Origin of the sequence: Pseudomonas sp. FP215 (genome assembly GCF_030687795.1) — a bacterium.
GTDB lineage: Bacteria > Pseudomonadota > Gammaproteobacteria > Pseudomonadales > Pseudomonadaceae > Aquipseudomonas > Aquipseudomonas salmasensis.
In genome coordinates this window covers 2,253,450-2,279,302 of record NZ_CP117447.1, presented here as the reverse complement: position 1 = coordinate 2,279,302, position 25,853 = coordinate 2,253,450, and the positions used below count along the sequence as shown (strand labels likewise).

Genomic DNA, 25,853 nt, shown 5'->3' with positions numbered 1-25,853 from the left:
TAAGTTCAGCTTTTCAGAGGATGTGCTATGTCGGTTTCCCATGCCCAGCTCAAAGCCTTCCATGCGGTGGCCATTCACGGCAGTTTTACCGGGGCCGCCGAACGCCTGTTCCTGACCCAACCTGCGATTTCCGACCAGGTGCGCAAACTGGAAGAGCGCTTCGGCGTATTGCTGTTTCACCGCAACAAGCGTTCGGTGCGCCTGACCGATCTGGGTGAACGCCTGCTGGCCATTACCCAACGCCTGTTTGTGATCGAGGCCGAAGCCGAAGAATTGCTGCAGGATTCGCGGGCCCTGCTCACCGGAACTCTCACCCTGGCGGTGGATGCGCCCGTGCACGTATTGCCGCAGATTGCGCGCTTCTGCCAACGCTACCCTGGGATCAGCGTGAAAATCGAAACCGGCAATACCGACGAGTCGCTGTCGCGTCTTTACAACTATCAGGCCGACCTGGCGCTGTTGGGGCGCGATGTCGATGATGCGCGCCTGTTGTCAGTGCCGCTGCCCGACGACCAACTGTTGGCTTTTGTCGCACGGGATCATGCCTGGGCCGGGCGCGAATCAATCTGCCTGGCCGACCTGGATGACACCCCGCTGGTACTGCGGGAAACCGGCTCGGTCACCCGCCAGACCCTGGAGCAGGAAATGCGCCAGGCCGGCCTGCGCATTCGCCCGGCCATCCAGGTCGAAGGCCGCGAGGCCGCCCGCGAAGCTGTGGTGGTCGGGATTGGCGTCGGCGTGGTGTCGGCGGCAGAGTTCGGCGCCGACGCGCGGGTGTACGCCATGCCCATCCGCGATTGCACCCAACGCATGAAAGAAACCCTGGTGTGCCTGAAAGAACAGAGTTCACGCCGCGTGGTCGCGACCTTCCTGGAGATCGTACGTGAAAGCCTTCACGCCAACTCGAAAAACGCCTGAATCAAGCGCAACGAGCGGCGGCGCTCCATGCAGCCGAGCATATGCCGGTTCAGCAGGCCATCGCCGAGGATCGGTACTGCCTGTACACGCGGGTCCGGGCTGACCTCCATCGACGACACCACGCCCACGCCCAACTCTGCCGCCACCGCTTCGGTCACGGCTTCACGACTGTCGAGTTCCAACAGCACTTTGGGTTGCACATTCGCCGCCAGGCAGGCGTCATCAAAGGTGCGTCGGGTGATGGAACTGGGCTCGCGCAGCACCATGATCACCTCATGCAACTGCGCCAGCTCAATACCGTCGGGCTGCTTGGCCCATGGGTGCGCGGCCGGCACCAAAGCGCAAATCCGTGACTGATCCAAGGGTTGCAAGTGCAGGCCATTGCGCGGTTCCACCTCGGTGAGCACCGCCACATCGGCATGTTCGGACAGCAGCGCCGCCAGGGTTTCCTGGGCATTGCCCAAACGCAGGTTCACGGTAATGCCGGGGTAGCGCGCGCGCAGGCTGGCGATCATCGGCATGACCAAGTGGGGCCCATCCGCCGCCACTTCCAGGCGCCCGGTGAGCAACTGGCGGTTGGCCTCCAACATGGTTTGCGCCTCGTCGACCAAACCGAAGATCGCCCGGGTGATAGCCGCCAGGCGCGCGCCCTCCTCGGTCAGCTCCACCCGGCGTGCGGTGCGACGCAACAGCGGGATCTGGTAGTGCTCCTCAAGCGCCTTGATATGCCCGGTCACCGCCGGCTGGCTGATAAACAGCCGAGCCGCCGCACGGGTAAAACTGCCCTCACGGGCCACGGCATCGAATGCACGCAGTTGAAACAGGTTCATAGCTATCGGCCTCACTGATAGCTCGCATAACAACAAACAATTTGATTGATAACAAGCCAAACTGCAATTTAGGCGCCGTAGCTTGACCCCCGACACCTTGCGAGGATTTGACATGACCCCTGCCGCGCCGATCCTGTTGACCCCCGGCCCCCTGACCACATCGAACCGTACCCGCCAGGCGATGATGGTGGACTGGGGCTCATGGGACGACCGCTTCAACCAGCTCACCGCCAGTGTGTGCACGCAGTTGCTGGCAATCCTCAACGGCGCCGAAAGCCACCACTGCGTGCCATTGCAAGGCAGCGGCACCTTCGCCGTCGAAGCGGCGATCGGCACCTTGGTCCCCCGTAATGGCAAGGTGCTGGTGTTGATCAACGGCGCCTACGGCAAGCGCCTGGCGAAAATCTGCGAGGTGCTTGGCCGCGAATTCAGCACCTTTGAAACCGCCGAAGACGAGCCCACCACTGCCGCCGATGTGGATCGCCTGTTACACGCCGACAGCGCCATCACCCACGTCGCGCTGATTCATTGCGAAACCAGCACCGGCATTCTCAACCCGTTGGCGCAGATTGCCGAGGTGGTCAAACGCCACGGCAAGCGCCTGATCATCGACGCCATGAGTTCCTTCGGTGCACTGCCGATTGATGCCCGCGAAGTCCCCTTCGATGCGCTGATCGCCGCCTCTGGCAAATGCCTGGAAGGCGTACCGGGGATGGGCTTTGTCTTTGCCGAAAAAGCCGCGCTGGCCGCCGCCCAAGGCAACTGCCATTCCCTGGCGATGGACCTGTTCGACCAGCACAGCTACATGGTCAAGACCGGCCAGTGGCGCTTCACTCCGCCCACCCACGTGGTCGCCGCCCTGCATGAAGCACTGTTGCAATACGCCGAGGAAGGCGGCTTGCCCGCCCGTCACCGGCGCTATGCGAACAACTGCCAGGCATTGCTGGACGGCATGGCCGAACTGGGCCTGCGCAGCTTTCTCCCGGCGGCGATCCAGGCGCCGATCATCGCCACCTTCCACGCCCCCGACGACCCGCGCTACCAGTTCAAAGCGTTCTACGAACGGGTCAAGGCCAAGGGTTTCATTCTGTACCCGGGCAAATTGACCCAGGTGGAAACCTTTCGCGTGGGCTGCATCGGCCATGTCGACGCCGATGGCATGCGCGCAGCGGTCAAGGCCATCGCCGAGGTGCTGCACGAAATGTGTAGGAGCGAGCTTGCTCGCGAAGAGTGTTAACGATAACGCGGGCGTCCTGAGTTAACGCGGTGCCTGGATGTTTTTCGCGAGCAAGCTCGCTCCTACATAGATGAATGTTATTACCCCACAGGATCTGAACCATGAACTATCAAAACCCCAATACTCTCCAGGCCGTTATCCTCGACTGGGCCGGCACCGTGGTCGATTTCGGCTCCTTCGCCCCTACGCAGATTTTTGTCGAGGCCTTTGCCGAGTTCGACGTGCAGGTGTCTATCGAGGAGGCCCGTGGCCCGATGGGTATGGGCAAGTGGGACCATATCCGCACCCTCTGCGACCAGCCACAGGTTGCCGAACGCTACCGCCAGGCGTTCGGCCGCACGCCCACCGACGACGACGTGACCGCCATCTACCAGCGCTTCATGCCGCTACAGATCGAGAAAATCGCCGAACACTCGGCCCTGATCCCCGGCGCCCTCGACACCCTCGCCGCCCTGCGCGGCCAAGGCATCAAGATCGGCTCCTGCTCCGGCTACCCCAAGCAAGTAATGGACAAGGTCGTGGCCCTGGCCGCCACCAATGGCTACGTCGCCGACCATGTCGTGGCCACTGACGAAGTACCCAACGGCCGACCATGGCCGGCCCAGGCGCTGGCCAACGTGATCGCTTTGGGCATCGATGATGTGGCGGCCTGCGTGAAGGTCGACGACACCGTGCCGGGCATTCTCGAAGGCCGACGTGCCGGCATGTGGACCGTGGCCCTGACCTGCTCGGGCAACGCGCTGGGCCTGACCTACGAACAGTTCCGCGCCCTGGACAGCAGCACCCTGGCCAGCGAGCGCCAGCGCATCGAAGCGATGTTCGAAGGGTCGCGCCCGCATTATCTGATCGACACCATTACCGACCTGCCACGGGTCATCAGCGACATCAACCAGCGCTTGGCCCGCGGGGAAATGCCGCAGGCCTACTGACCGAGGTCAAGACAACGGCATTGGCAACAAGCGCAGCGCTCGAAACAGGCATAAAGTTAATGCACTCCATCACTAAAGAATGGAGGTATGCCCTGATGAGTGAGGAACACAGCGATGCCGTGGAAAAATTCCGATACGCGCTACAGCACCATGTCGATTGCGTTGCACTGGTTGATGGTGGTGCTGCTGGCGGTGGTTTACGCCTGCATTGAACTGCGCGGCCAATTCCCTAAAGGCAGCGGTGCGCGCACCTTGATTGTTGAAATGCACTTTATGCTCGGCCTGACCGTGTTTGTGCTGGTATGGCTGCGCCTGTTTGCCCGCAGCCTGGGGGTGGCGCCGAAGATCGTGCCGGCACCGCCGCAATGGCAGAGCCTGCTGGCGAAGCTGATGCACTGGGCGCTGTATGCGTTGATGATCGGCTTGCCGATTGCCGGTTGGTTGATCGTCAGTGCCAAAGGGCATTCGGTGATGTTCTATGGAATGGAATTGCCGCCGCTGATCGCGGAAAACAAGGCGCTGGCCGAGGAAATTGAAGGCTGGCATGTGCTGTTCGCCCAGGTCGGTTACTGGCTGATCGGGCTGCACGCGCTGGCGGGGATCTTTCATCATTACGTGATGCGCGATAACACCGCGCTGCGCATGATGCCAGGTAGGCAAAAACGCATCATCTGATAACCGCTACCCTGTAGGAGCGAGCTTGCTCGCGAAGAACTCCCAGGCAACGCGATCATCCAGAATGCACGCGTTATCGTTCAGGTTCTTCGCGAGCAAGCTCGCTCCTACAGGAAGCCTCGGCGGCCTTGCAGGCCGCCGGTGTGGATGAAGATCAGGCGCGTGCCGGGGGTGAAGCGTCCGGCCTCGATCTGCTGTTTCAACGCCAACAGCGCCTTGCCGGTGTAGAGCGGTTCCAGCGGTAGGCCGCACGCTTGTTCGGTGCGCTCAATGAAGTCCAGCAACAGCGGATCGACCTTGGCAAAGCCACCGCGACAGGCGTCCAGCACGGTATAACCGTCCCGCACGATAGCACTCACGTTCTGCGCCACACCGTGGTCATCCGGCACCGCCATGGCGCCATACACCGTGTGCGCGCCCGCCTCCGCCAGCGCCAGCCCGGCCACCGTCGTGCCGGTACCCGCCGCCAACCACCAGGCGTCGTAATCGCTCCAACCGAGCTTGCCCAACTGTGCCCGCGCCTGCTCGACCAACACGCCACAACCCCGCGCCCCGGCCAGCCCACCGCCGCCTTCGGGTATCGGATGAAAGTCGGGATACTGCTCGCGCCAAGGCAACCAGAAACCCGGTTCATGCCGCGCCCGATAACCGCCATAACCCAGCCAATGCAGCTGCATGCCGAAGGCTTTAAGGTCGAGAACCGTGGGGGTGTCTTGAGGATGGCCGCGCAGCAGGCCGACCGTGGGAAAACCAAAGCGCTTGCCCGCCGCCGCCAGTGCATGCAGATGGTTGGAGTAAGCGCCGCCGAGACTGATCACCCCCGTGGCCCCAGCGTGTCGCGCCTGGGCCAGGTGCTCAGTGAGTTTGAACCACTTGTTGCCGCTGATCAGCGGGTCGATACAGTCCAGGCGCAGCACGGCCAACTCGACCCCGTTCAGCCAGTCCAGCTGCAAGAGTTCAAGGGGCGCGTGAGGAAGCCAGTCGAAAGGGCCCATCGGCAGGTATCGAAATGAAAAAGGGGCGGTAGTCTAACACCGCCCCGCTTGTTGCCTTACAGCTCTGCCGCCAGGCGCGAGCCCTGGTTAATGGCGCGCTTGGCGTCCAGTTCGGCCGCCACATCGGCGCCGCCGATCAGGTGCACGTTCTGGCCGGCAGCCACCAGGCCGTCGTGCAATGCGCGCAGCGGGTCCTGGCCGGCGCAGATGACGATATTGTCCACCGCCAGGACCTGCGGCTCGCCCTCGGCGCCGATGCGGATATGCAAGCCTTCATCGTCGATCTTCAGGTACTCGACACTGTTGAGCATCTGCACCTGCTTGTTCTTCAAGCCGGTGCGGTGGATCCAGCCCGTGGTCTTGCCCAGGCCATCGCCCACCTTGGAAGCCTTGCGTTGCAGCAGGAACACTTCACGGGCCGGCGCATGGCGCTCGGGTTTGATCCCGGCCACGCCACCACGGGCTTGCAGCTGAGTGTCGATGCCCCACTCTTTCCAGAACGCCTCGCGATCCAGGCTGGTGGAGACGCCTTGGTGCACGAGGAATTCAGACACGTCAAAGCCGATGCCTCCGGCGCCAATCACCGCCACGCGCTTGCCCACCGGCTTGCGTTCGAGGATCACGTCCAGGTAACTCAGGACCTTGGCGTTGTCGACACCGGGAATCGCCGGGGTACGCGGTGCGATGCCGGTGGCCAGGATCACCTCGTCATAACCGCCCGCTACCAATTGCGCAACGTCCACACGGGTGTTGAGGCACAGCTCGACGTGGGTGGTCTGCAATTTGCGCTTGAAATAACGCAGGGTCTCGAAGAACTCTTCCTTGCCCGGCACGCGCTTGGCAATATTGAACTGGCCGCCGATCTCGCTGGCGGAGTCGAACAACGTCACCTGATGCCCGCGCTCGGCGGCCACGGTGGCAGCGGCCAGACCCGCGGGGCCGGCGCCGACCACCGCGACCTTTTTGATCTGCTTGACCGGCAGGTAATTGAGTTCGGTTTCGTAGCACGCTCGCGGGTTGACCAGGCAGGTGGTGAGCTTGCCGCCAAAGGTGTGGTCCAGGCAGGCCTGGTTGCAGCCGATGCAGGTATTGATCTCATCGGCACGCCCGGCGGCGGCCTTGTTGACGAACTCGGGGTCGGCGAGAAACGGCCGCGCCATCGAGACCATATCGGCGTCGCCTTCAGCCAGGATCTGCTCGGCGATTTCCGGGGTGTTGATGCGGTTGGTGGTGATCAGCGGAATCTGTACCGAACCGCGCAATTTGGCCGTGACTTTACTGAACGCACCACGGGGCACTTTGGTGGCGATGGTCGGGATACGTGCTTCGTGCCAGCCGATACCGGTGTTGATGATCGTCGCGCCGGCCTGTTCGATGGCCTTGGCCAACTGCACGATTTCTTCCCAGACGCTGCCGCCTTCCACCAGGTCGAGCATCGACAGGCGGAAGATGATAATGAAGTTCGGGCCTACGGCTTCGCGTACACGGCGCACGATTTCCACCGCCAGGCGCATGCGATTTTCAAAGCTGCCGCCCCAACGGTCGGTGCGATGGTTGGTGTGGGCAGCGAGGAACTGGTTAATGAAGTAGCCTTCGGAACCCATGATTTCGACGCCGTCATACTCGGCGACCTGGGCCAGCAGCGAGCAGGTGACAAAATCCTGGATCTGCTTTTCGATGCCCTCTTCATCCAATTCCTTGGGCTTGAACGGGTTGATCGGTGCCTGGATCGCGCTCGGCGCCACCTGCTTGGGGCTGTAGGCGTAACGCCCGGCGTGGAGGATCTGCATGCAGATCTTGCCACCCGCGTCGTGCACGGCCTGGGTGACGATCTTGTGCTTGCGCGCCTCGTCTTCGGTGGTCAGCTTGGCCGCACCGGCATACACGCCGCCTTCATCATTGGGGCCAATACCGCCGGTGACCATCAGGCCCACGCCGCCACGGGCGCGCTCGGCAAAGTAAGCGGCCATGCGCTCGAAACCGCCGGGCTTTTCTTCAAGGCCTGTGTGCATCGAGCCCATCAGGGTACGGTTGCGCAAGGTGGTAAAACCCAGGTCCAACGGGGCCAGCAGGTGCGGGTAGGCAGCAGCGGTCATGGTACAGCTCCACAACGGATCATCACGGGACGTGGCGCACTCGAACGGCGTGCCATCGGTTTATGTCCCACAGACTAAGAGGCGGTGGACCACGGCTCAATGACTGAAACTGACAAGTTATTGATCCAAATGCACAGCGCCCCTTGGCAAGCCGCGCCATGGGCCCTACCCTAGTCGCGAACCCTGCACCTGGTCTGTTGTCTGTTGCCCCATGCGTAAACTTCTAGCGTTCACCGTCATCATGGCCCTGGTTGCCTCCCTCGCCGCGTATCTGGTCTGGACCCAGGAGCGCCCCGTGGCGCATTACCTGTCCGACCTGCGCATCACTCTCGCCGTCAATGAGGGCGAACCGGCCGACCGGGGCAACCTGCTGGGCATCCAGCCGGAGCTGTTCCCTGCCGATTACCAGAGCCTGGAACGCCTGCACCTGAAGCTGTCGGCCTACCTGCAAAACGCTCGGGACCTGGGGCTGATCAATGCCAAGACCGTGGTGGTGCTGCCGGAGCATATCGGCACCTGGCTGATGCTCGGCGGCGAAAAGAATGAGCTGTACCAGGCCGCTCACCTCAAGGACGCCATGAACTGGCTGTCGATCAGCAACCCGCTGCAATTTGCCAAAGCCTGGATCAGCGCCACCGGCGACAACCGTATGGATGATGCCTACCTGCGCATGAAAGCCCCGGCCATGGCCCGCGACTATCAAGTGTTGTTTGGCGGCCTCGCCAAAGAATTTGGCGTGACCCTGGTGGCCGGTTCCATCGCCCTGCCCAACCCGAGCGTGATCCAGGGGCAACTGGAGATCGGCCACGGCGCGCTGTACAACGCCAGCGTGGTGTTTGCTGCAGACGGCCTGCCGCTGGGCCAACCGCAGCGCCAGCTTTACCCGATCTACGATGAGCGGGGCTTTATCGAGCCGGGCGATGAGCATGTCGTCAACGTTGTCGACACCCCCGCCGGGCGCCTGGGTATCCTGGTGGGCAGCGACAGCTGGTACCCGGACAACTACCGCAAGCTCAACGAGCTAGGCGCGCAATTGATCGCGGTGCCGGCCTTTGTCACCGGCCGCGACACCTGGGAGCGTCCGTGGCGTGGCTTCAAGAGCGTATCCACGCCCTCTGAAGTGAGCCTCAAGCCTGAAGAAACCAGCGAGGGCGCAGCCTGGCGTCGCCTGACCCTGATCAGCCAGCCACCCGTCAGCCAAGCTACCGCAGGCATGAGTGTCTTTCTGCGCGGGCAGTTCTGGGACCTGGGCAGCGCCGGCCAGAGCTTTCTCAGCCGCAATGGGCAAGTCTTCGCCGATGGCGACGCCCGTGGTGCGCGCCTGCTGAATATCTGGCTGTAGCGCCTTGAAGCCGGTGCGCCTGGGGGACCTGTCGGTGGGCTTCGTGCACACCCTGGCCGACGCCATCCACAGCCACGGCCTGGACCCGCAACCCCTGCTGCTGCAATACGGCCTAGACCCGGCGCGCTTGGCTGAAGCCGGCGCACGCTTGTCGATCCCGCGCTATATGCGCCTGGGCCACGCGGCCATCCAACTGACCGGCAACCCCGGCCTCGGCTTGCGCATGGGCCAGCTCAGCCGCTTGAGCCAAGCCGGCCTTGCCGGCGTCACCGCCGCCCAAGCGCCCACTGTGCGCGAAGCCGCACGGACGCTCACACGCTTTGAAGCGCTGTACGGTTCCAACTATCGCGGGCAATCAAGCTTTCATGAAGACGCCGAAGGCGCGTGGCTGCGGTTTTATTCCATCAGCCCTTATAACGCCTATAACCGCTTTGTAGTGGACTCGATCATCGCCGGCTGGCTGCAACAACTGTCCGGCCTGGCGCAACAGCCGGTACAGGCCCAGCGGATTGAAATCGAATTCGACGCGCCGGACTACCACGACCACTACAGGGTGCTGGGAGAGGGTGTGGTGCACTTCGGCGCCGAGGTCAATCAACTGCGCCTCAGCCAACCCACCCTGGCGCTTCGCAACCCACAGCATTGCCCAAGCACCTGGCACCTGTTGCTACAGCTGTGTGAAAGGGAGTTAGAGCAACTGACTCGCACCCGCAGCCTGCGCGAGCGCATTACCCGCTTGCTCGGGCCGATGCTCAATGGCGGCCGGGAACCCGACCTGGAAGAAGTGGCGGCACGCTTGAAGCTGCCAACCTGGACATTGCGGCGCAAACTGGCCGAGGAAGGCACGCAGTTTCGCGCGATTCTCAATGACACCCGTCGCGACCTGGCCATGACCTACATTCGCGATACGGAACTGGCGTTCGGCGAGATCGCTTACTTGCTCGGTTTTGCTTCAGCCCAAGCCTTCCAAAGGGCCTTCAGGCGCTGGAACAACCAGACCCCAGGGGAATTTCGCCGCAGTCAGCGCCACTCCGCCTGAAGTCGGTGTTACAGCTCGGTGGCATCGTCGGCTGGGTCCAGTGGGTCTAGCTCGAATGCCTGGTACTCCAGCAGTTCTTCCTGGTAATCGTCCATGGTGGACTCCTTCTTCATGTTGAAAGCGGTTGCAGATTAATGACCTGCGAACCCAGCCTAAAGTGCCGTCATGACGAAAAAATGTCGACGTCGTGACATTCCTGCTCTTCAGGATTAAACGTAACGGCGATCACTGGATTTAAGTTAACCGCAGCCTCGGACAACATGTGGGCTTGCCTGCGATGGCCATAGGTATCTACACAACTTTTGGGCTGTAGCAGCAGACGGTAACCACGATGCGAAGCGAGCCGCTCTTGATCTGCTTTTGATCTTAGGCGCCCCGTTAAACCACGCTGGCCGGAATTCGACAGGGATTTGGGGGGTAAACCGGCAGGGATGCCGGTTTAGCCGCCCCGCGCCATGGATGGCGCGTGGCGGCGACCCCCCAAATCACTGGCGGATTACGGGCACACCGAGCCTAAGCGAGGTGCCGAGTGGTGGGGCAAGAGCGTTTTGCTTACTTTTGCGCTTTTCAAAAGTGAGCCGCCGTCAGGGCGGAACCCTAAGTAGCCGTTACCGCAGGAATGGATATGTCCACAATCCAACTGTGTTGACTGTCAGGCTGCCTTCGCGAGCAAGCCCGCTCCCACAGGTTGATCGCGGGGTGTCAGGGTAGATTTGCATCGGTTGTCAGGCCGTCACGGGAGCAAGCTCCCTCGCCACAGGGTCAGCCTCGTACCGAAGTTGTGTAGATACCTATGCTGCGAAGGCGGCCTGTCAGCCGACGCTTCTCTACCTGACACCCTACACATTCGAGCATTGCGTTATTGCGCAGGCATCGGCAGCGGTGGAATCGCTTCTGTCGGCGCCGGCAAGGCAGGATCAGTCGGCGCCGGCGCCACTGGAGCGGGCTCTGTCACCGGTGCAATCGGTGCAGCCTCAGGTGGCGGCGCAAGCGGCTCTGCAGCGGCGGGCGCTACAGGCACCTCCTTCGGTGCCTCGACTTTCTCGGCTGCCGGCGCGGCCTTGGGCTCGGGCACGCCCAGGTCGGCCTTGGGCTGCTCGGGAATATGCTCGGCCTGCTTTACTTCCTGTGGCAGGAACACGTCCACCAACGCGAAGTATCGCTCGTAGAACTTGGGTGCCGAGACGGTCTCGCTGGCCACTTTCACCATCGAGTCGTCGGTGGAGCCAATCGGCATCGACACCGAGCCCAGCACGCCCACGCCGAGGCTCGCGGAGTTGTTGACCTTCTTCAGCGCATAGCGGTCCTGCAAGGCGTTGGCAAACATCGTCGAGTGATTGCTGCCCTTGCCATCAGCGGCGCACACCACATTGAAACTGATCTGCAGGTGAGTCTCGCCGGTCTGCTGGAAGCTCTTGTTGCCGGCCACCAACTTCGGGTCGCTACTGGTAATGATGTAGCCCTGACTCAGCAGCGCACGGCGCGCAGCTTCACAGGCCGCCACATCGCTGACCGGGTAATCGCGGGAAAACGTACCGGAGTCGTCGAAATTCTCATGTTCATAGATAGCGGTCTTGGGTGACGAGCAGCCCGCAGCGCCCGCCAGCACCAGCGCCAACCCGAGAGTGCGCAAGTGAAATGATGTCGACATTGAAAATCCTGAAGAAAACGGTCCGGACGGTATTGTGCAACAGAACACGACATTGAAGCGCGATTCCTGTCGGTAAAACATCTCAGGCTTAGACAGCAGCGTCAGTAGGAAAAAGCCTGGGGCACATAGGATCGATAAAGATCCGTAATGTGCGCGGTTCTATGACAAGTTTGTTTACAACTTATTCCTCACCTTTCTATCATCGTCCCTGGGTGCGTTGCTGCATAAAGTACGGCGCAGGTTAAAAGCCAAGCATTGGTCGGGCCGCCAATGGAGATTTGTCGTGCCTGATAAACACCCCGCCATCCCTCGCCCCCAGCGTTTGACTGAGGGCGCGCTGTCCGCCCTTGAGCGCTTTTCACATATTGAAGCCGTCAGCGGTATCGTGCTGTTGCTGGCCGCCATCGTTGCGCTGGTGTGGGCCAACAGCCCCGCCGCCGCGACCTACGAGCATTTCTGGAACACGCCCATCACCCTCGGGCTGGGCGACTACAGCGTGTCGCGCTCCCTGCATTTTCTGGTCAATGACGGGCTGATGACCATCTTCTTCCTGGTGGTCGGTGCCGAGATCCGCCAGGAAATCAAAGACGGCGCCCTCGCCAACCTGAAACTGGCCACGCTGCCGTTAGGCGCGGCGTTGGGCGGCGTACTGATGCCGGCACTCATCTACACCCTGCTCAACCACGGCACTGCCGCCGCAAGTGGCTGGGCGGTGCCCACCGCGACCGACATCGCCTTTGCCGTGGGCGTGCTCGCGCTGCTGGGCAAGTCGATCCCCAGTGGCGTGCGTATCCTGCTGCTGGCCTTGGCGATCATCGACGACATCGTGGCGATCCTGATCATCGCGATCTTCTTCACCGCCAGCCTCGACTATATGGGCTTGGTGATTGCCGCAGGCGGGCTGGCCCTGGTGCTGGTGTTCCAACGCATGGGTATCAGCAAGGCGGCGATCTACCTGCTGCCGGGCGCTATTGTGTGGTTTGGCCTGCTCAAGACCGGCGTGCACCCAACGCTCGCCGGGGTAATCCTTGGCTTGATGACCCCGGTCAATTCCAAGCCCACCCGGGAACGCCCGCTGGAAACCATCGAACGTACCTTCAACGAGCTGATGGACCGGTTCTCGCAGCAAGCCGAAGGGGCCCAGCAAGTCGCCGCGCCCCTCAAGCAATTGCGCGAAGCCCAGCGGGAGATACTGCCGCCGGTGCAGCGGGTTCAATCAGCGCTGCACCCCTGGGTAGCCTTCGGCGTGATGCCGCTGTTTGCCTTGGCCAACGCCGGTGTAAGCCTGGACGGCTTCAATCTGGATGACCCGCTGGCCCACGGTGTGTTCATGGGCGTCATCTTCGCCCTGGTGCTCGGCAAGCCTCTGGGCGTGATGCTGGCGAGCCTGGCGCTGGTCAAGCTCAACATCTGCAAGCTGCCGGACGGTGTGACCTGGACGGGCGTTGGCCTGGTCGGCCTGTTGGCGGGGATCGGTTTTACCATGTCGATCTTTATCTCGTCCCTGGCATTCTCCGACCCGGCCCTGCTGTCGGCTGCCAAGCTGAGCGTGTTGGCGGCTTCAACCCTGGCGGCGGTGATCGGGTTGACGTGGGGCAAGCTCAAGTTTGCAGCCAAGAACGCCTAAAGCGCATTCAGCACTCACTTTATCAAAGGCAAAAAAAGACCCCGGCCTTTTCAGGTCGGGGTCTTTTTATTCAGGCCGGCATCAGTACTTCTTGATGTCTGCCTGGGTTTCCAGCTGCTTGCGGTAGGCCGCGAAGTCCTGCTGGCCAATACGGGAAGCGAGGAAGCGGCGGTATTGCGCCTTTTCTTCGTCCGTAGGGGCCGCCGCTTCGTTCACGCCGTTCAAGCGCACGATCATCAGGCTGCCATCGCGCAGGGTCACGGTGGTGAAGGTCGGCTTGTCCTTGGCCGCAGGCTTGGGCATGCGGAACAAGGCTTGCAGCACGGCCGGGTCGATAGACTCCTGACCACGGGTAGCCGCCTCAGTCACCTTCCAGGCCTGGCCGTCAACCGGCTGGTCCAGCGCGGTCTTGCCATCACGCAGGCTGGCGATCAACTCGTCGGCACGGGCTTTGGCGGCAGCGCTCGCGCGCTCCTTGGTCATCTGGGTGCGAATGGCCGCAGCGACGTTCTCCAGCGGCAATTGGGCCGGCTTGAGATGCTCTTTGGCACGCAGCACGATGATGGTTTCCGGGTCCAGCTCGATAGCGCTGCTGTTGGCGCCTTCATCCAGCACTTCCGGGCTGAAGGCTGCAGTGACCACGGCACGGTTGGCCGCAACACCTTCGCCACCTTCACGGCCAAACGGCGCGGAGGTATGGACGGTCAGCTTCAGGTCAGACGCCGGCTGGGCCAGGTCAGAGGCTTCGAATGCCGCATCCTCCAATTGCTTGGTCGCTTCGACAAAACGCTGCTCAACCTGCTGGGCCTTGAGTTCGCGGGTCAGCTTGTCTTTCAGGCTGGCGAACGATGGCACCTCAGGCGCTTCAACGCCCAGCAACTTGATCAAGTGCCAACCGAACGTGGTGCGCACTGGCACCGACACCTGGTCTTGCTTCAAACCGTATAGCGCGGTTTCGAAGTCCGGGTCGTAAACACCAGGGCCGGCAAAACCGAGGTCGCCGCCATTGTTGGCCGAACCTGGATCCTGGGAGAACTCCTTGGCCAGGGCTTCGAACTTCTCACCCTTGGCCAGGCGCGCCTGGATGTCTTCGATCTTGGCCTTGGCTTGCGCCTCGGTGACCTTGTCGTTGACTTCAATCAGGATGTGCGCGGCACGACGCTGTTCAGCGAGGTTGGCGGTTTCCTTCTCGTAGGCAGCCTGCAGCTCATCGTCCTTGACAGTAACCTGGTCGAAGAAGGACGACTTCTTCAATTCCAGATAGTCGATGACCACCTGGTCCGGGGTCATGAACTCTTTGGCGTGCTGGTCGTAGTAGGCCTTGACCTCGTCGTCGGTGAGTTTCACCGCCGCAGGGTCAGCCTTGATGTTGACGGTGGCGAAATCGCGGGTCTGTTTTTCCAGGCGGGCGAATGCCAGCACCTCGGCGTCGGTCACGAAACCACTGCCGGCGATGCCTGCACGAACCTGGCCGATCAGCATTTCCTGGGTCAGCATCTGACGGAATTGCATGCGGCTGTAGCCCAACTGACGGACCACCTGGTCAAAGCGTTCGGCGTTGAACTTGCCGTCTACCTGGAATTCCGGCGTCTGCAGGATCACCTGGTCCAGCGCAGCTTCCGAGAAGCCGAACTTGGAATCAGCAGCGCCTTGCAGCAGCAGCTTACGGTCGATCAGGCCCTTGAGGGCAGCGTCGCGCAGCAGCTTTTCGTCCAGCAGGGAAGCGTCGAAATCCTTGCCCAGCTGTTGCATCAGCTGGCGCCGTTGCATGTCGACACCCTGGCTCAGCTCGGTCTGGGTGATTTCTTCACCGTTGACCTTGGCCACGTCCTGCTTGTTATTACCCGAAGCCTGGAAAATGGCTTCGATACCGGTGAACGCCATCAATGCGACGATGATCCCGATGATGGTCTTGGCAATCCAGCCTTGTGAATTGTCCCTGATATTTTGCAGCATGCGTCCCCCAGAAACGGTTGAACTTCAAAAATTAGGCAACCGTGGAGCGTGGGTAGAGTCCGGATAGAAGAAAGGCGCATCCGAGGATGCGCCTTCTCGTAACTGGCGGAGCGGACGGGGGTTCGAATCTGCACCCCCGGCGTGGCGACCCGATACGTGGGTCAGCTACCGCTCCGCTGCCAGGCCAGACCTGCGTCCGACCCGGGTAAGCAAAGGCTTGAACGAAGCTTAGTTAACAGCTTCTTTCAGGGCTTTACCGGCTTTGAAACCTGGTTTCTTGGCAGCAGCGATTTGCAGTGCTTTGCCGGTCTGTGGGTTACGGCCAGTGCGAGCTGGGCGGTCAGTCACAGAAAAAGTACCGAAGCCTACCAGTACCACGGAGTCGCCGGCCTTCAGAGCGCCAGTGACGGATTCGATTACTGCGTCCAGCGCACGGCCAGCAGCAGCTTTCGGGATATCAGCGGATGCAGCGATAGCATCAATCAGTTCCGACTTGTTCACTCTAAGTCCCCTTATATATCTATTGAGTATGATTCTAAGTTTTTTGGTAAAAAGCAAAACCAGTGCTGAATGGCCTACAGACACTTAAGAGCCGCTTTATAACAAGGGCTCTAAAAAGCTGTCAAGGAAGCCCCCAGGCTCCAACACATTAATGCGTGCTAATTCTTTCCTTGGAATCGGACTCGCGTTTTTCGTCCTTCGCGACAATCTCCGGGGCCACATCCGGCAAGGGCTCCGGCGCGTATTGCAGCGCAATTTGCAGGACCTCGTCAATCCATTTAACCGGTTTAATCTGAAGATCCTGCTTGATGTTGTCAGGAATTTCCTTCAAGTCGCGAACATTCTCTTCAGGAATGATCACGGTCTTGATTCCACCCCGGTGCGCGGCGAGCAATTTCTCTTTGAGACCACCGATCGCCAATACCTGGCCACGCAGGGTGATTTCCCCGGTCATCGCCACATCGGCGCGCACGGGAATGCCGGTCAATGCCGATACCAGGGCCGTGCACATGCCTACGCCAGCGCTAGGGCCGTCTTTGGGAGTCGCCCCTTCCGGCATGTGGATATGGGTGTCGTGCTTCTCGTGGAAGTCCAGCGGGATGCCCAGGCTGCGGGCGCGGCTGCGTACCACGGTCTGCGCGGCGGTAATGGATTCGACCATCACGTCACCCAGGGAGCCGGTCTTGATCAACTGGCCTTTGCCCGGAATCACCGCAGCTTCGATGGTGAGCAATTCGCCACCCACCTGGGTCCACGCCAGGCCAGTCACCTGGCCGACCTGGTCCTGTTGCTCGGCCAAGCCATAGCGGAATTTCTTCACGCCCAGGAAGTGCTCCAGGGAGTCGGCAACCACTTTCACCGAGAAACGTTTTTCCAACGCGTGTTCCTTCACCGCTTTGCGGCAGATCTTCGCGATCTGGCGCTCAAGGCCCCGTACACCGGCCTCGCGGGTGTAGTAACGCACGATGTCGCGGATCGCCTCGACCTCGAATTCGATCTCGCCCTTCTTCAGGCCGTTGGCCGAAATCTGCTTGGGCGCCAGGTACTTGACCGCGATGTTGATCTTCTCGTCTTCGGTGTAACCCGGCAGACGAATCACCTCCATCCGGTCCAGCAAGGCTGGCGGAATGTTCATGGAGTTGGAGGTGCACAGGAACATTACGTCAGACAAGTCGTAGTCGACTTCCAGGTAATGGTCGTTGAAATTATGGTTCTGCTCAGGGTCCAGCACTTCGAGCAACGCCGACGCCGGGTCGCCACGCATGTCGCTGCCCATCTTGTCGATTTCATCGAGCAGGAACAGCGGGTTGCGCACACCCACCTTTGTCATCTTTTGAATCAATCTTCCCGGCATCGAACCGATGTAGGTACGGCGATGACCGCGAATTTCCGCTTCATCACGCACGCCACCCAAGGCCATGCGCACGAATTTGCGGTTGGTCGCGCTGGCGATCGATTCCGCCAGGGAGGTTTTACCCACACCCGGAGGCCCAACCAGGCACAACACCGGACCGCGGATTTTCTTCACGCGTTTTTGTACAGCGAGGTACTCAAGGATGCGCTCCTTGACCTCTTCCAGGCCGTAATGGTCAGCGTCAAGGATCTCTTCAGCACGGGTCAGGTCCAGGCGCACCTTGGTCTGGGCCTTCCACGGGACTTGCACCAACCAGTCGATGTACGAGCGCACCACGGTGGCTTCAGCCGACATCGGCGACATCTGCTTGAGCTTGTTCAGCTCGGCGGTGGCCTTGGTCAGGGCGTCTTTGGGCAGGCCAGCAGCATCGATGCGCTTTTTCAGCTCTTCGATTTCGTTGTGGCCTTCCTCGCCGTCGCCGAGTTCCTTCTGAATGGCCTTCATCTGCTCATTCAGGTAGTACTCGCGCTGGCTACGCTCCATCTGCTTCTTCACGCGGCCACGGATGCGTTTTTCAACCTGCAACAGGTCGATTTCGCCATCCAGCATCGCCAATACGTGTTCGACACGGGCCGACAGGTCGATGATTTCGAGGATGTCTTGCTTCTGCTCGATCTTCAGCGCCATGTGTGCGGCCATGGTGTCGACCAGGCGGCTTGGCTCATCAATGCTGTTGAGGGACGACAGGACTTCAGCCGGGACTTTCTTGCCCAACTGCACATACTGCTCGAACTGCGACAGCAGGCTGCGTACGAACACCTCGGATTCACGCTCCGGGGCTTCGACTTCTTCGATCAGCGCCACTTCCGCGCGCAGGTGGCCGTCCACCTCCATGAAGCGCTCTACGGCACCGCGCTGCTCGCCTTCGACCAACACCTTGACGGTGCCATCGGGCAGCTTGAGCAATTGCAGGACAGTGGCAATGGTGCCGACGCGATACAGGGCGTCTTCGCCCGGATCATCATCAGCAGGATTCTTCTGGGCCAACAGCAGGATTTGCTTGTCGCCCGTCATCGCGGCCTCGAGGGCTTCGATAGACTTCTCGCGCCCCACGAACAGCGGGATAACCATGTGCGGATAGACGACGACATCACGCAACGGCAGGAGAGGCAATTCGATGGTTGTCTTCATGATTTCGCCTCTATGACAGTTCAAAAATAAGCTTGAAACCAAGATGGGGGTTGCATGCAAAAAAAACAAGCTCAATGCCAGCAGTTAAACGCATGAATACACGCGAATTTAACCACCGTCTCGAAAAAACGCCCCAAAAAACAAGGGGCCCCTAGAGGCCCCTTGCTTGTACCGCAACTGCTGAACGCTTACGCGTCGGGTGCAGCCTTGGCAGCCGGCTCACTGTTTTCATAGATATACAGTGGCTTGGACTTGCCTTCGATAACGCTTTCGTCGATCACCACTTTACTCACCTCGGACTGCGAGGGGATTTCGTACATGGTGTCGAGCAACACGCCTTCGAGGATAGAACGCAGGCCACGTGCACCGGTCTTGCGCTCCAGTGCCCGCTTGGCCACCGATTTCAGCGCGTCGGTACGGAACTCCAGGTCTACACCTTCCATCTCGAACAATTTGCCGTATTGCTTGGTCAGGGCGTTTTTCGGCTCGGTGAGGATCTGGATCAAAGCCGCCTCATCCAACTCGTCCAACGTGGCCAGGACCGGCAGACGGCCAACGAATTCCGGGATCAGACCGAACTTGACCAAATCGTCAGGCTCGACTTCACGCAGGGACTCGCCCACCTTCTTGCCTTCTTCCTTGCTACGCACTTCCGCACTGAAACCAATGCCGCCACGGGTGGAACGCTGCTGAATCACCTTCTCGAGACCCGAGAACGCACCGCCACAAATGAACAGGATGTTGCGCGTATCAACCTGAAGGAATTCCTGCTGCGGGTGCTTGCGACCACCTTGCGGCGGTACGGACGCAACCGTGCCTTCGATCAGTTTCAACAGGGCCTGCTGCACGCCTTCACCGGAAACGTCCCGGGTGATCGACGGGTTGTCCGACTTACGCGAGATCTTGTCGATCTCATCGATGTAGACAATACCCATCTGGGCTTTCTCTACGTCGTAGTCGCACTTCTGCAGCAGTTTCTGAATGATGTTCTCGACATCTTCACCCACGTAGCCAGCCTCGGTGAGGGTGGTGGCGTCGGCGATGGTGAACGGAACGTTCAGCAGGCGAGCGAGGGTTTCTGCAAGCAGGGTTTTACCCGAGCCTGTAGGACCGATCAGCAAGATGTTGCTCTTGCCCAGCTCAACCTCGTCACCTTTCTTGTCACGCTGGTTCAGGCGCTTGTAGTGGTTGTACACCGCTACGGCCAGAACCTTTTTTGCACGCTCTTGACCAATGACGTACTGGTCAAGGATGCCGCTGATTTCTTTAGGCGAAGGTAATTTATGCGCACTGCTCTCGGCCTGGGCTTCCTGCACCTCCTCACGGATGATGTCATTGCACAGGTCGACGCATTCGTCGCAGATAAACACCGAGGGGCCGGCAATCAATTTGCGTACTTCATGCTGGCTTTTGCCACAGAAGGAGCAATAGAGCAGCTTGCCGTTGTCCTCGCCGTTGCGGGTGTCAGTCATTCGTTCGATCCAAATCCGATAGGCTTGCAACACAAGATGAAGGCTTATGCGGGCTTTTTCAAGCCCGCCAGTGGTCGGACATGCCGACCAGCCCTATTTTGAGCGGCTTATATTATGCGGGGCGCTTGTCGATCACTGCGTCGATCAACCCGTATTCCTTGGCGGCTTCAGCGCTCATGAAATTGTCACGGTTGGTATCGCGCTCGATTTCTTCCAGGGTGCGCCCGCTGTGCTTGGCCATCAGCGTGTTGAGACGCTCACGAATGAAGAGGATTTCCTTGGCGTGGATTTCGATGTCCGACGCCTGGCCCTGGAAACCGCCCAGTGGCTGGTGAATCATCACGCGCGAGTTCGGCAGGCAGAAACGCTTGCCTTCGGCACCCGCGGTCAGCAGGAAGGCGCCCATGCTGCACGCCTGGCCAATACAGGTGGTCGACACGTTTGGCTTGATGAACTGCATTGTGTCGTAGATCGACATGCCCGCAGTCACCGAACCACCCGGCGAGTTGATGTAGAGATGGATGTCCTTGTCCGGGTTTTCCGCTTCAAGGAACAGCAGCTGCGCACAGATCAGGTTGGCCATGTAGTCCTCTACCGGGCCAACCAGAAAGATCACTCGCTCCTTGAGCAGGCGCGAGTAGATGTCGTAGGCGCGTTCGCCACGAGCGGACTGCTCGACAACCATCGGGACCAGGCCGCCTGCGGCCTGGATATCAGAGTTCTGCTGAATATAGGAATTACGGAACATGCTCTGCAGTTACTCCCAAATAGTCATGTCTTGAAAACGCATAAGCCAGCGCGAGGCTGGCTTATGGTTGAATTTCCAACGAGTTGGACAATCAGTCGGCTTGTGCTGCTTCCGCCGGCTTGACTGCTTCTTCGTAAGAGACCGCTTTATCGGTCACCTTAGCCTTCTGCAGAACAGTATCCACAACTTGTTCTTCCAGCACAACCGAACGTACTTCGTTCATCTGCTGCTCATTCTTGTAGTACCAAGCCACGACCTGCTCAGGCTCCTGGTAGGCCGAAGCCATTTCCTGGATCATTTCGCGAACGCGGTCTTCGTCTGGCTTGAGGTCGAACTGCTTGACCACTTCAGCCACGATCAGGCCCAGCACAACGCGGCGCTTGGCTTGCTCTTCGAACAGCTCGGCCGGCAGCTGGTCAGGCTTGATGTTGCCACCAAACTGCTGAACCGCTTGAACGCGCAGGCGATCCACTTCGTTGGACAGCAGGGCCTTAGGCACTTCGATCGGGTTGGCGGCCAGCAGACCGTCCATGACCTGGTTCTTGACCTTGGACTTGATGGCCTGGCGCAGCTCACGCTCCATGTTCTTGCGAACTTCGGTGCGGAAGCCTTCGATGCCGGTTTCCTTGATGCCGAACTGGGCGAAGAACTCTTCGTTCAGCTCTGGCAGCTTAGGCTCGGAAACGCTGTTGACAGTAACGGTGAACTCGGCGGCTTTGCCAGCCAGGTCCAGGTTCTGGTAGTCAGCAGGGAACGTCAGGTTCAGAACGCGCTCTTCGCCGGCTTTGGCGCCAACCAGGCCGTCTTCGAAACCAGGGATCATGCGGTTGGAACCCAGCACCAGCTGAGTGCCCTTGGCGGAGCCGCCAGCGAAGACTTCGCCGTCAACCTTGCCAACGAAATCGATGTTCAGTTGGTCTTCGTTCTGGGCGGCACGGTCGGCCACTTCGAAACGAGTGTTCTGCTTGCGCAGGATTTCCAGCATGTTGTCCAGGTCCGAATCAGCCACTTCGGCGCTCAGACGCTCGATTTCGATACCGTCGAAACCGGCCACTTCAAATTCCGGGAACACTTCGAATACGGCAACGTATTCCAGGTCCTTGCCCGCTTCCAGGGACTTGGGCTCGATCGAAGGCGAGCCAGCCGGGTTCAGCTTTTGCTCGACAACGGCCTCGTAGAAAGAAGCCTGGATCACGTCACCTACAGCTTCCTGGCGCGCATCGGCACCAAAACGACGCTTGATTTCGCTCATCGGCACTTTGCCTGGACGGAAACCAGCGATCTTGGCCTTTTGGGCAGTCTGCTGCAGACGCTTGTTGACCGCAGTCTCGATACGCTCTGCCGGCACGGTGATGCTCAGGCGGCGCTCGAGAGCAGTAGTATTTTCAACAGAAACTTGCATGGATATTCCTCGTTGCACAGACATTAGCCGGCCATTTCCGACCCCAATGTCGGGTAGAGATGGGCCATTACTGGCCCATCTCCCCCTAAGAACCGTACGTGCGAGTTTCCCCGCATACGGCTCGGGCCTAATCAAAACCCCCGGTAAGGGGAGCCGGTTTGTTCACTGTCAATCCGCGAGCGTGTAGCCGCTGGTGACAAAGGGGGTGCAATAGTACCCGGTTATTTAGGGAGTCTCCACCGCCTTTTGTGCGGTACAGAATGTGGTGATCATGCCACCCCGTCTCCTTCGTAATCGGTAACTTACATATTGGACACAATCCTTTCTGACTCTGGAAAAGGCTCAAGATTTGCTTACGGTACGCCAGCCTTTTGAGCATCTGTTCCATACGCCTTTTCTCACCCATTTCCTCCATAGAAGGATCGAAGGGGTTGTACTCCCCACTCACCTTCTTGTGTCGTTCGATCGGAGTGCTCGCTAGCGAGTACAACTCGATCGTTCGCATCTCTCCCTTGTCATTCATCGTCGCGGTAGCAAACACCCCTTTCCGCCCCTTCATGGGTTTAAAGTATTTCGCTCCGATCCACTGGAGTGTTTTCTTAGGGTGTCGCCGTTTTGCCCAACGCCATAGAGCCAGAAAGATCATGTAATCCATGCGGCTATACGCTTTCTTGGCTACCACAGGCTGGTGATAGAACGCCCAGCCACGCAGTATCGGATTCAGCTGTCGGATCAGATCCTCCTGCCTTACCGTTTTGCTGGTACTGATGACCTCCCTTACCTTGCTATAGAACGCTTTCACGTTTTTCTTGCTTGGCTTGATCAGAAGCTTCCCATCGTACTTGCGGAAATTCCAACCTAGAAAGTCAAAGCCTTCCTTTATATGGACGACACGCGTCTTCTCGAGTGACAACTGCAGCCCCCGCACTGCTAGGAACTGCTCTACCCAAGGTCTGACTTCAGTTTCCAGCACCTCTCGCGAGGTTCCGGTTATCACAAAGTCATCCGCGTAACGCACCACATTGATTTTCAGCTTCTTGGCCTTGGTCACACCCAGATGTTGCTTAAGTTGTGACTCCAGCCCATCCAGCACCAGATTCGCCAAGCTGGGCGAGACAATCCCGCCCTGTGGCGTACCGGCATCCGTTGCCTGTAGCTGGCCTTTATGAATCACGCCAGCTTTCAACCATTTTCGGAGAACCACCTTATCCGTTGGGACGTTGGTGATAAGCCAGTCATGATTGATATGGTCAAAGCAGCCTTTGATGTCCGCCTCCAAAACCCATTGGGCCGAAACCTTCTTGGATAGGCATACGAACAACTGCCCCATTGCATCCGCCGTAGATCGCTCGATCCTAAAGCCGTAGCTGTTTGGATCGCCGGTGGTTTCTGCAATGGGTGCCAGAGCAAGCAAATACAACGCCTGCATTGCCCTGTCCGTCATGGTCGGAATGCCCAGAGGGCGCTCCTTTCCATTTGACTTCGGAATAAACACACGCCGTAAAGGCCGTGGCTTATAACCGTGGCGCCTCAACCCATTTGCCGCCTTCCATTTGGCATCGGGTGTATCCCAGAGCACGCGGTCGACTCCCGCCGTGCGCTTACCCTGGTTTTCAGTGACTCGCCGTACGGCCAAGTATCTGGCCGAGCGTGAGCGGGTCAGCATCCGCTGCAAGGCTTTCACCCTGCGCCAGTTGCCTTCCCGACAAGCCTTCGCAATCCGTATCTGCATCGCCCGGACATTCCGCTGAACACGCCACCAATCGATGTCATGCCATTGTTGCGGAGCGCCGGAAGGCGCAGACACGGCCAATTGGCTATGTTCTAACATGCTGCCTTCCTCTCAAGTTGCCCCAAGCGAAAGACGCACACATCCCCTGACGGGAATGGACGCTCCCGCCAGGGCTGGATTAATAGAAGATCCGTTACAGCTGGATCTCTAGGTTTATTGAGACAGGTTCACTCAGAGTTCATGCGACGAAAGACCACGCAGAAGTCTGCCCGGTTTCCCGTGGAGCAATGTTCCAGCCCCTATCCAGGCCATTACAGCCCGGCTTTCGCTTTCTCTGCGATCCCATACCCGCACAGCCAACGGATCACCTTGCGGTTCACCTGCCCGAAGGCAGCTATACGGGCTTACCACGTTCCCTGCCTGTCACACGACTGGGTTAGAGTCTGCCTATTCGCCGGCGACCTTATGTGACGACGTGTTCCGACCCTTGACCAGAACAACCGGTCGCATCACCTTTTTGGTTAATGCCTATCAGCAGATTAGGCACCGTAATGCTGACGACGTTTATTAGCAGTTCACTTGTGTTACCCATACCAGCCAGCCTAGCGCCTCAACCCGGTACTGCTCCGAGCATCTGCGCTCCGCCTCACGGCGAAGACGCACCCATACGGGGGCTACATTGTTGGAAGAGCTTCACACCCCACCGTTACCAGTGACGCATGTCTTCCTAGGCTATCGTTGGTCGCACAACGAGTCCGCTGCCACTCCAAACAGGCAATGGTTGGACAATGACAGACAGAGCTTTCGCTCATGTCTCCGGTTTGATGTGAACAGGGACTGCCGAGGCAGCATGCTCAAAGAATTGTTACCTCCTGTTTCAAAAGCAGGAGGGAACCCCAGCGGGGATTCTCTCCCGCATGGGTTTAGCCCTGAATAGGGCTGATGTGTAGTAGGCACTCCAATACCGGAAATCCAGTACTGCGGTCGAGCCACCGAGCGCTAATCGACCTTGAGTTTGCCACCGCCGCTGCGGCAAGTCCTTGAAGGCATTGGACTTCTGGGAGGGTTTTGTTTCTTGGGGTTGGGTACCCAAGCTCTCGGCTCTCTTTCGAAAACCCTTCAAGATGACTCTACACCTCGAAGTTTAGGAGACACGCCACGCGTGTCGCACCAAGGGCATGCATTCTAGTGGGTCAAACTCAAGAAGTCACCCTACTGAAAACACAGCGGAAAACAGCCGGCAATTTATCGGTACGAAAGCACTGAAGTACCTCGCCCCGGTGACAAATACAGCCAAATTGCGCCAGGGCTCTGCGCCGCCCCTCTCTATATATAGAAGGAACAACCATTCATCTCCCTGACGGCCCGCCCTGCGAACAGAACAGGCAAGCAGCGCGGCATCATCGAGATACACAAATACGACGACACGCCCTGCCGGGGCAGCCCAGCACCTGCGACCACCCAATCTCAAACCGCCAAAACCAAAAAAGGCGCCAGACTGTTAAATCTGGCGCCTTTCGAATATGGGGTGGACGAAGGGGATCGAACCCTCGACAACGGGAGTCACAATCCCGTGCTCTACCAACTGAGCTACGCCCACCATATTGCGTTAACAAAGAAACCAAACCACTTCTTTGTTGAGCCCTGCCCTGCCTGACGACCGGGAAAAGCTTTAATTGGTGCGGATGAAGAGACTCGAACTCTTACGCCTCGCGGCGCTGGAACCTAAATCCAGTGTGTCTACCAATTCCACCACATCCGCGCTTGAAGCTCTTAAAGCAAAGGCGCCAGACTGTAAAATCTGGCGCCTTTCAGAATATGGGGTGGACGAAGGGGATCGAACCCTCGACAACGGGAGTCACAATCCCGTGCTCTACCAACTGAGCTACGCCCACCATATAGCGCTACTTGTGCCAAAGCTGCCTAATGGCGCACCCGGCAGGACTCGAACCTGCGACCATCCGCTTAGAAGGCGGATGCTCTATCCAGCTGAGCTACGGGCGCCTTATTAATCTGTACTCTTTAACGATTACAAACTAAGTGCTTCCAGCCTTGCAGTACAACTATTCTGCTCGACCTTCTTAACCAGTGCTAGGCTGTGCCCGACAAGTGCGACGAATAGTATAGATGCCCCGGAAACCCGTCAAATCTTTTTTGA

At 59.3% G+C, this 25,853-nt stretch carries 18 protein-coding genes and 4 tRNA genes; 7 read left to right on the top strand and 15 right to left on the bottom strand.

Going from position 1 to position 25,853, the window contains the following annotated elements; all coding sequences use genetic code 11:
- Window positions 1-27: 27 nt before the first annotated feature.
- Window positions 28-918 carry a LysR substrate-binding domain-containing protein gene (locus PSH76_RS10540; protein WP_032896540.1) on the top strand — a complete coding sequence of 297 codons (891 nt, stop codon included), beginning with the start codon at window positions 28-30 and terminating at the stop codon, window positions 916-918.
- On the opposite strand, the gene PSH76_RS10535 is transcribed toward PSH76_RS10540, so the two are convergent.
- Window positions 894-1,748 (bottom strand): LysR substrate-binding domain-containing protein, encoded by an 855-nt coding sequence (locus PSH76_RS10535; protein WP_192002755.1) that lies wholly within the window; start codon window positions 1,746-1,748, stop codon window positions 894-896. The two genes, PSH76_RS10540 and PSH76_RS10535, sit on opposite strands and share 25 nt — an antisense overlap.
- Window positions 1,749-1,860: 112 nt before the next feature.
- Between PSH76_RS10535 and PSH76_RS10530 the strand changes: the two genes are divergently transcribed.
- The 3 genes from PSH76_RS10530 to PSH76_RS10520 all read left to right on the top strand — a co-directional run bounded on the left by PSH76_RS10530 (window position 1,861) and on the right by PSH76_RS10520 (window position 4,589).
- Entirely contained in the window at window positions 1,861-2,985 is a 1,125-nt protein-coding gene (locus PSH76_RS10530) for a 2-aminoethylphosphonate--pyruvate transaminase (protein WP_305494048.1), read from the top strand.
- Between the two features lie 101 nt (window positions 2,986-3,086).
- Window positions 3,087-3,914, top strand: a complete 828-nt coding sequence (gene phnX, locus PSH76_RS10525; RefSeq protein WP_032896534.1) for a phosphonoacetaldehyde hydrolase — start codon at window positions 3,087-3,089, stop codon at window positions 3,912-3,914.
- Window positions 3,915-4,028: 114 nt separating this feature from the next.
- A complete protein-coding gene (locus PSH76_RS10520) occupies window positions 4,029-4,589 on the top strand; it encodes a cytochrome b (protein WP_032896532.1) in 561 nt (186 codons plus the stop codon).
- A 107-nt stretch (window positions 4,590-4,696) separates the two neighbouring features.
- Here the strand turns inward: PSH76_RS10520 and PSH76_RS10515 are convergent, their stop codons facing one another.
- Complete coding sequence (locus PSH76_RS10515; RefSeq protein WP_098950945.1) at window positions 4,697-5,584, bottom strand: 1-aminocyclopropane-1-carboxylate deaminase/D-cysteine desulfhydrase; 888 nt, start codon at window positions 5,582-5,584, stop codon at window positions 4,697-4,699.
- Window positions 5,585-5,640: 56 nt separating this feature from the next.
- Window positions 5,641-7,680, bottom strand: a complete 2,040-nt coding sequence (locus tag PSH76_RS10510; RefSeq protein WP_305494047.1) for an NADPH-dependent 2,4-dienoyl-CoA reductase — start codon at window positions 7,678-7,680, stop codon at window positions 5,641-5,643.
- 211 nt (window positions 7,681-7,891) lie between these two features.
- Between PSH76_RS10510 and PSH76_RS10505 the strand changes: the two genes are divergently transcribed.
- Together PSH76_RS10505 and PSH76_RS10500 are read left to right on the top strand one after the other, a co-directional pair.
- Window positions 7,892-9,022 (top strand): carbon-nitrogen hydrolase family protein, encoded by a 1,131-nt coding sequence (locus PSH76_RS10505; protein WP_278918342.1) that lies wholly within the window; start codon window positions 7,892-7,894, stop codon window positions 9,020-9,022.
- Between the two features lie 4 nt (window positions 9,023-9,026).
- Window positions 9,027-10,061 carry an AraC family transcriptional regulator gene (locus PSH76_RS10500; RefSeq protein WP_019819480.1) on the top strand — a complete coding sequence of 345 codons (1,035 nt, stop codon included), beginning with the start codon at window positions 9,027-9,029 and terminating at the stop codon, window positions 10,059-10,061.
- Between the two features lie 859 nt (window positions 10,062-10,920).
- Here PSH76_RS10500 and PSH76_RS10495 read toward each other — a convergent pair.
- Entirely contained in the window at window positions 10,921-11,712 is a 792-nt protein-coding gene (locus PSH76_RS10495; RefSeq protein ID WP_056787966.1) for a DUF2242 domain-containing protein, read from the bottom strand.
- 283 nt (window positions 11,713-11,995) lie between these two features.
- Here PSH76_RS10495 and nhaA point away from each other — a divergent pair, with 283 nt between their 5' ends.
- On the top strand, window positions 11,996-13,339 hold the full coding sequence (gene nhaA, locus PSH76_RS10490) for a Na+/H+ antiporter NhaA (protein WP_305494046.1): 1,344 nt from the start codon (window positions 11,996-11,998) through the stop codon (window positions 13,337-13,339).
- Between the two features lie 81 nt (window positions 13,340-13,420).
- Here the strand turns inward: nhaA and PSH76_RS10485 are convergent, their stop codons facing one another.
- The 11 genes from PSH76_RS10485 to PSH76_RS10435 form a co-directional block, all read right to left on the bottom strand.
- On the bottom strand, window positions 13,421-15,295 hold the full coding sequence (locus PSH76_RS10485; RefSeq protein ID WP_305494045.1) for a SurA N-terminal domain-containing protein: 1,875 nt from the start codon (window positions 15,293-15,295) through the stop codon (window positions 13,421-13,423).
- A 228-nt stretch (window positions 15,296-15,523) separates the two neighbouring features.
- Window positions 15,524-15,796 carry an HU family DNA-binding protein gene (locus tag PSH76_RS10480; RefSeq protein ID WP_003174819.1) on the bottom strand — a complete coding sequence of 91 codons (273 nt, stop codon included), beginning with the start codon at window positions 15,794-15,796 and terminating at the stop codon, window positions 15,524-15,526.
- 148 nt (window positions 15,797-15,944) lie between these two features.
- Entirely contained in the window at window positions 15,945-18,341 is a 2,397-nt protein-coding gene (gene lon / locus PSH76_RS10475; RefSeq protein ID WP_305494044.1) for an endopeptidase La, read from the bottom strand.
- Between the two features lie 188 nt (window positions 18,342-18,529).
- Complete coding sequence (gene clpX, locus PSH76_RS10470) at window positions 18,530-19,813, bottom strand: ATP-dependent Clp protease ATP-binding subunit ClpX (protein WP_003192254.1); 1,284 nt, start codon at window positions 19,811-19,813, stop codon at window positions 18,530-18,532.
- Between the two features lie 112 nt (window positions 19,814-19,925).
- Window positions 19,926-20,561: an ATP-dependent Clp endopeptidase proteolytic subunit ClpP gene (gene clpP / locus PSH76_RS10465; protein WP_003192255.1), complete on the bottom strand. Its 636-nt coding sequence runs from the start codon at window positions 20,559-20,561 to the stop codon at window positions 19,926-19,928.
- Window positions 20,562-20,652: 91 nt separating this feature from the next.
- Window positions 20,653-21,963 carry a trigger factor gene (gene tig, locus PSH76_RS10460; RefSeq protein WP_014718988.1) on the bottom strand — a complete coding sequence of 437 codons (1,311 nt, stop codon included), beginning with the start codon at window positions 21,961-21,963 and terminating at the stop codon, window positions 20,653-20,655.
- A 127-nt stretch (window positions 21,964-22,090) separates the two neighbouring features.
- Window positions 22,091-23,794 carry a group II intron reverse transcriptase/maturase gene (gene ltrA / locus PSH76_RS10455; protein ID WP_023093520.1) on the bottom strand — a complete coding sequence of 568 codons (1,704 nt, stop codon included), beginning with the start codon at window positions 23,792-23,794 and terminating at the stop codon, window positions 22,091-22,093.
- Between the two features lie 1,425 nt (window positions 23,795-25,219).
- A tRNA-His gene (locus tag PSH76_RS10450) sits at window positions 25,220-25,295 on the bottom strand.
- Between the two features lie 77 nt (window positions 25,296-25,372).
- Window positions 25,373-25,457: transfer RNA gene (locus PSH76_RS10445), tRNA-Leu, on the bottom strand.
- Between the two features lie 57 nt (window positions 25,458-25,514).
- A tRNA-His gene (locus tag PSH76_RS10440) sits at window positions 25,515-25,590 on the bottom strand.
- 32 nt (window positions 25,591-25,622) lie between these two features.
- A tRNA-Arg gene (locus tag PSH76_RS10435) sits at window positions 25,623-25,699 on the bottom strand.
- Window positions 25,700-25,853 lie beyond the last annotated feature (154 nt).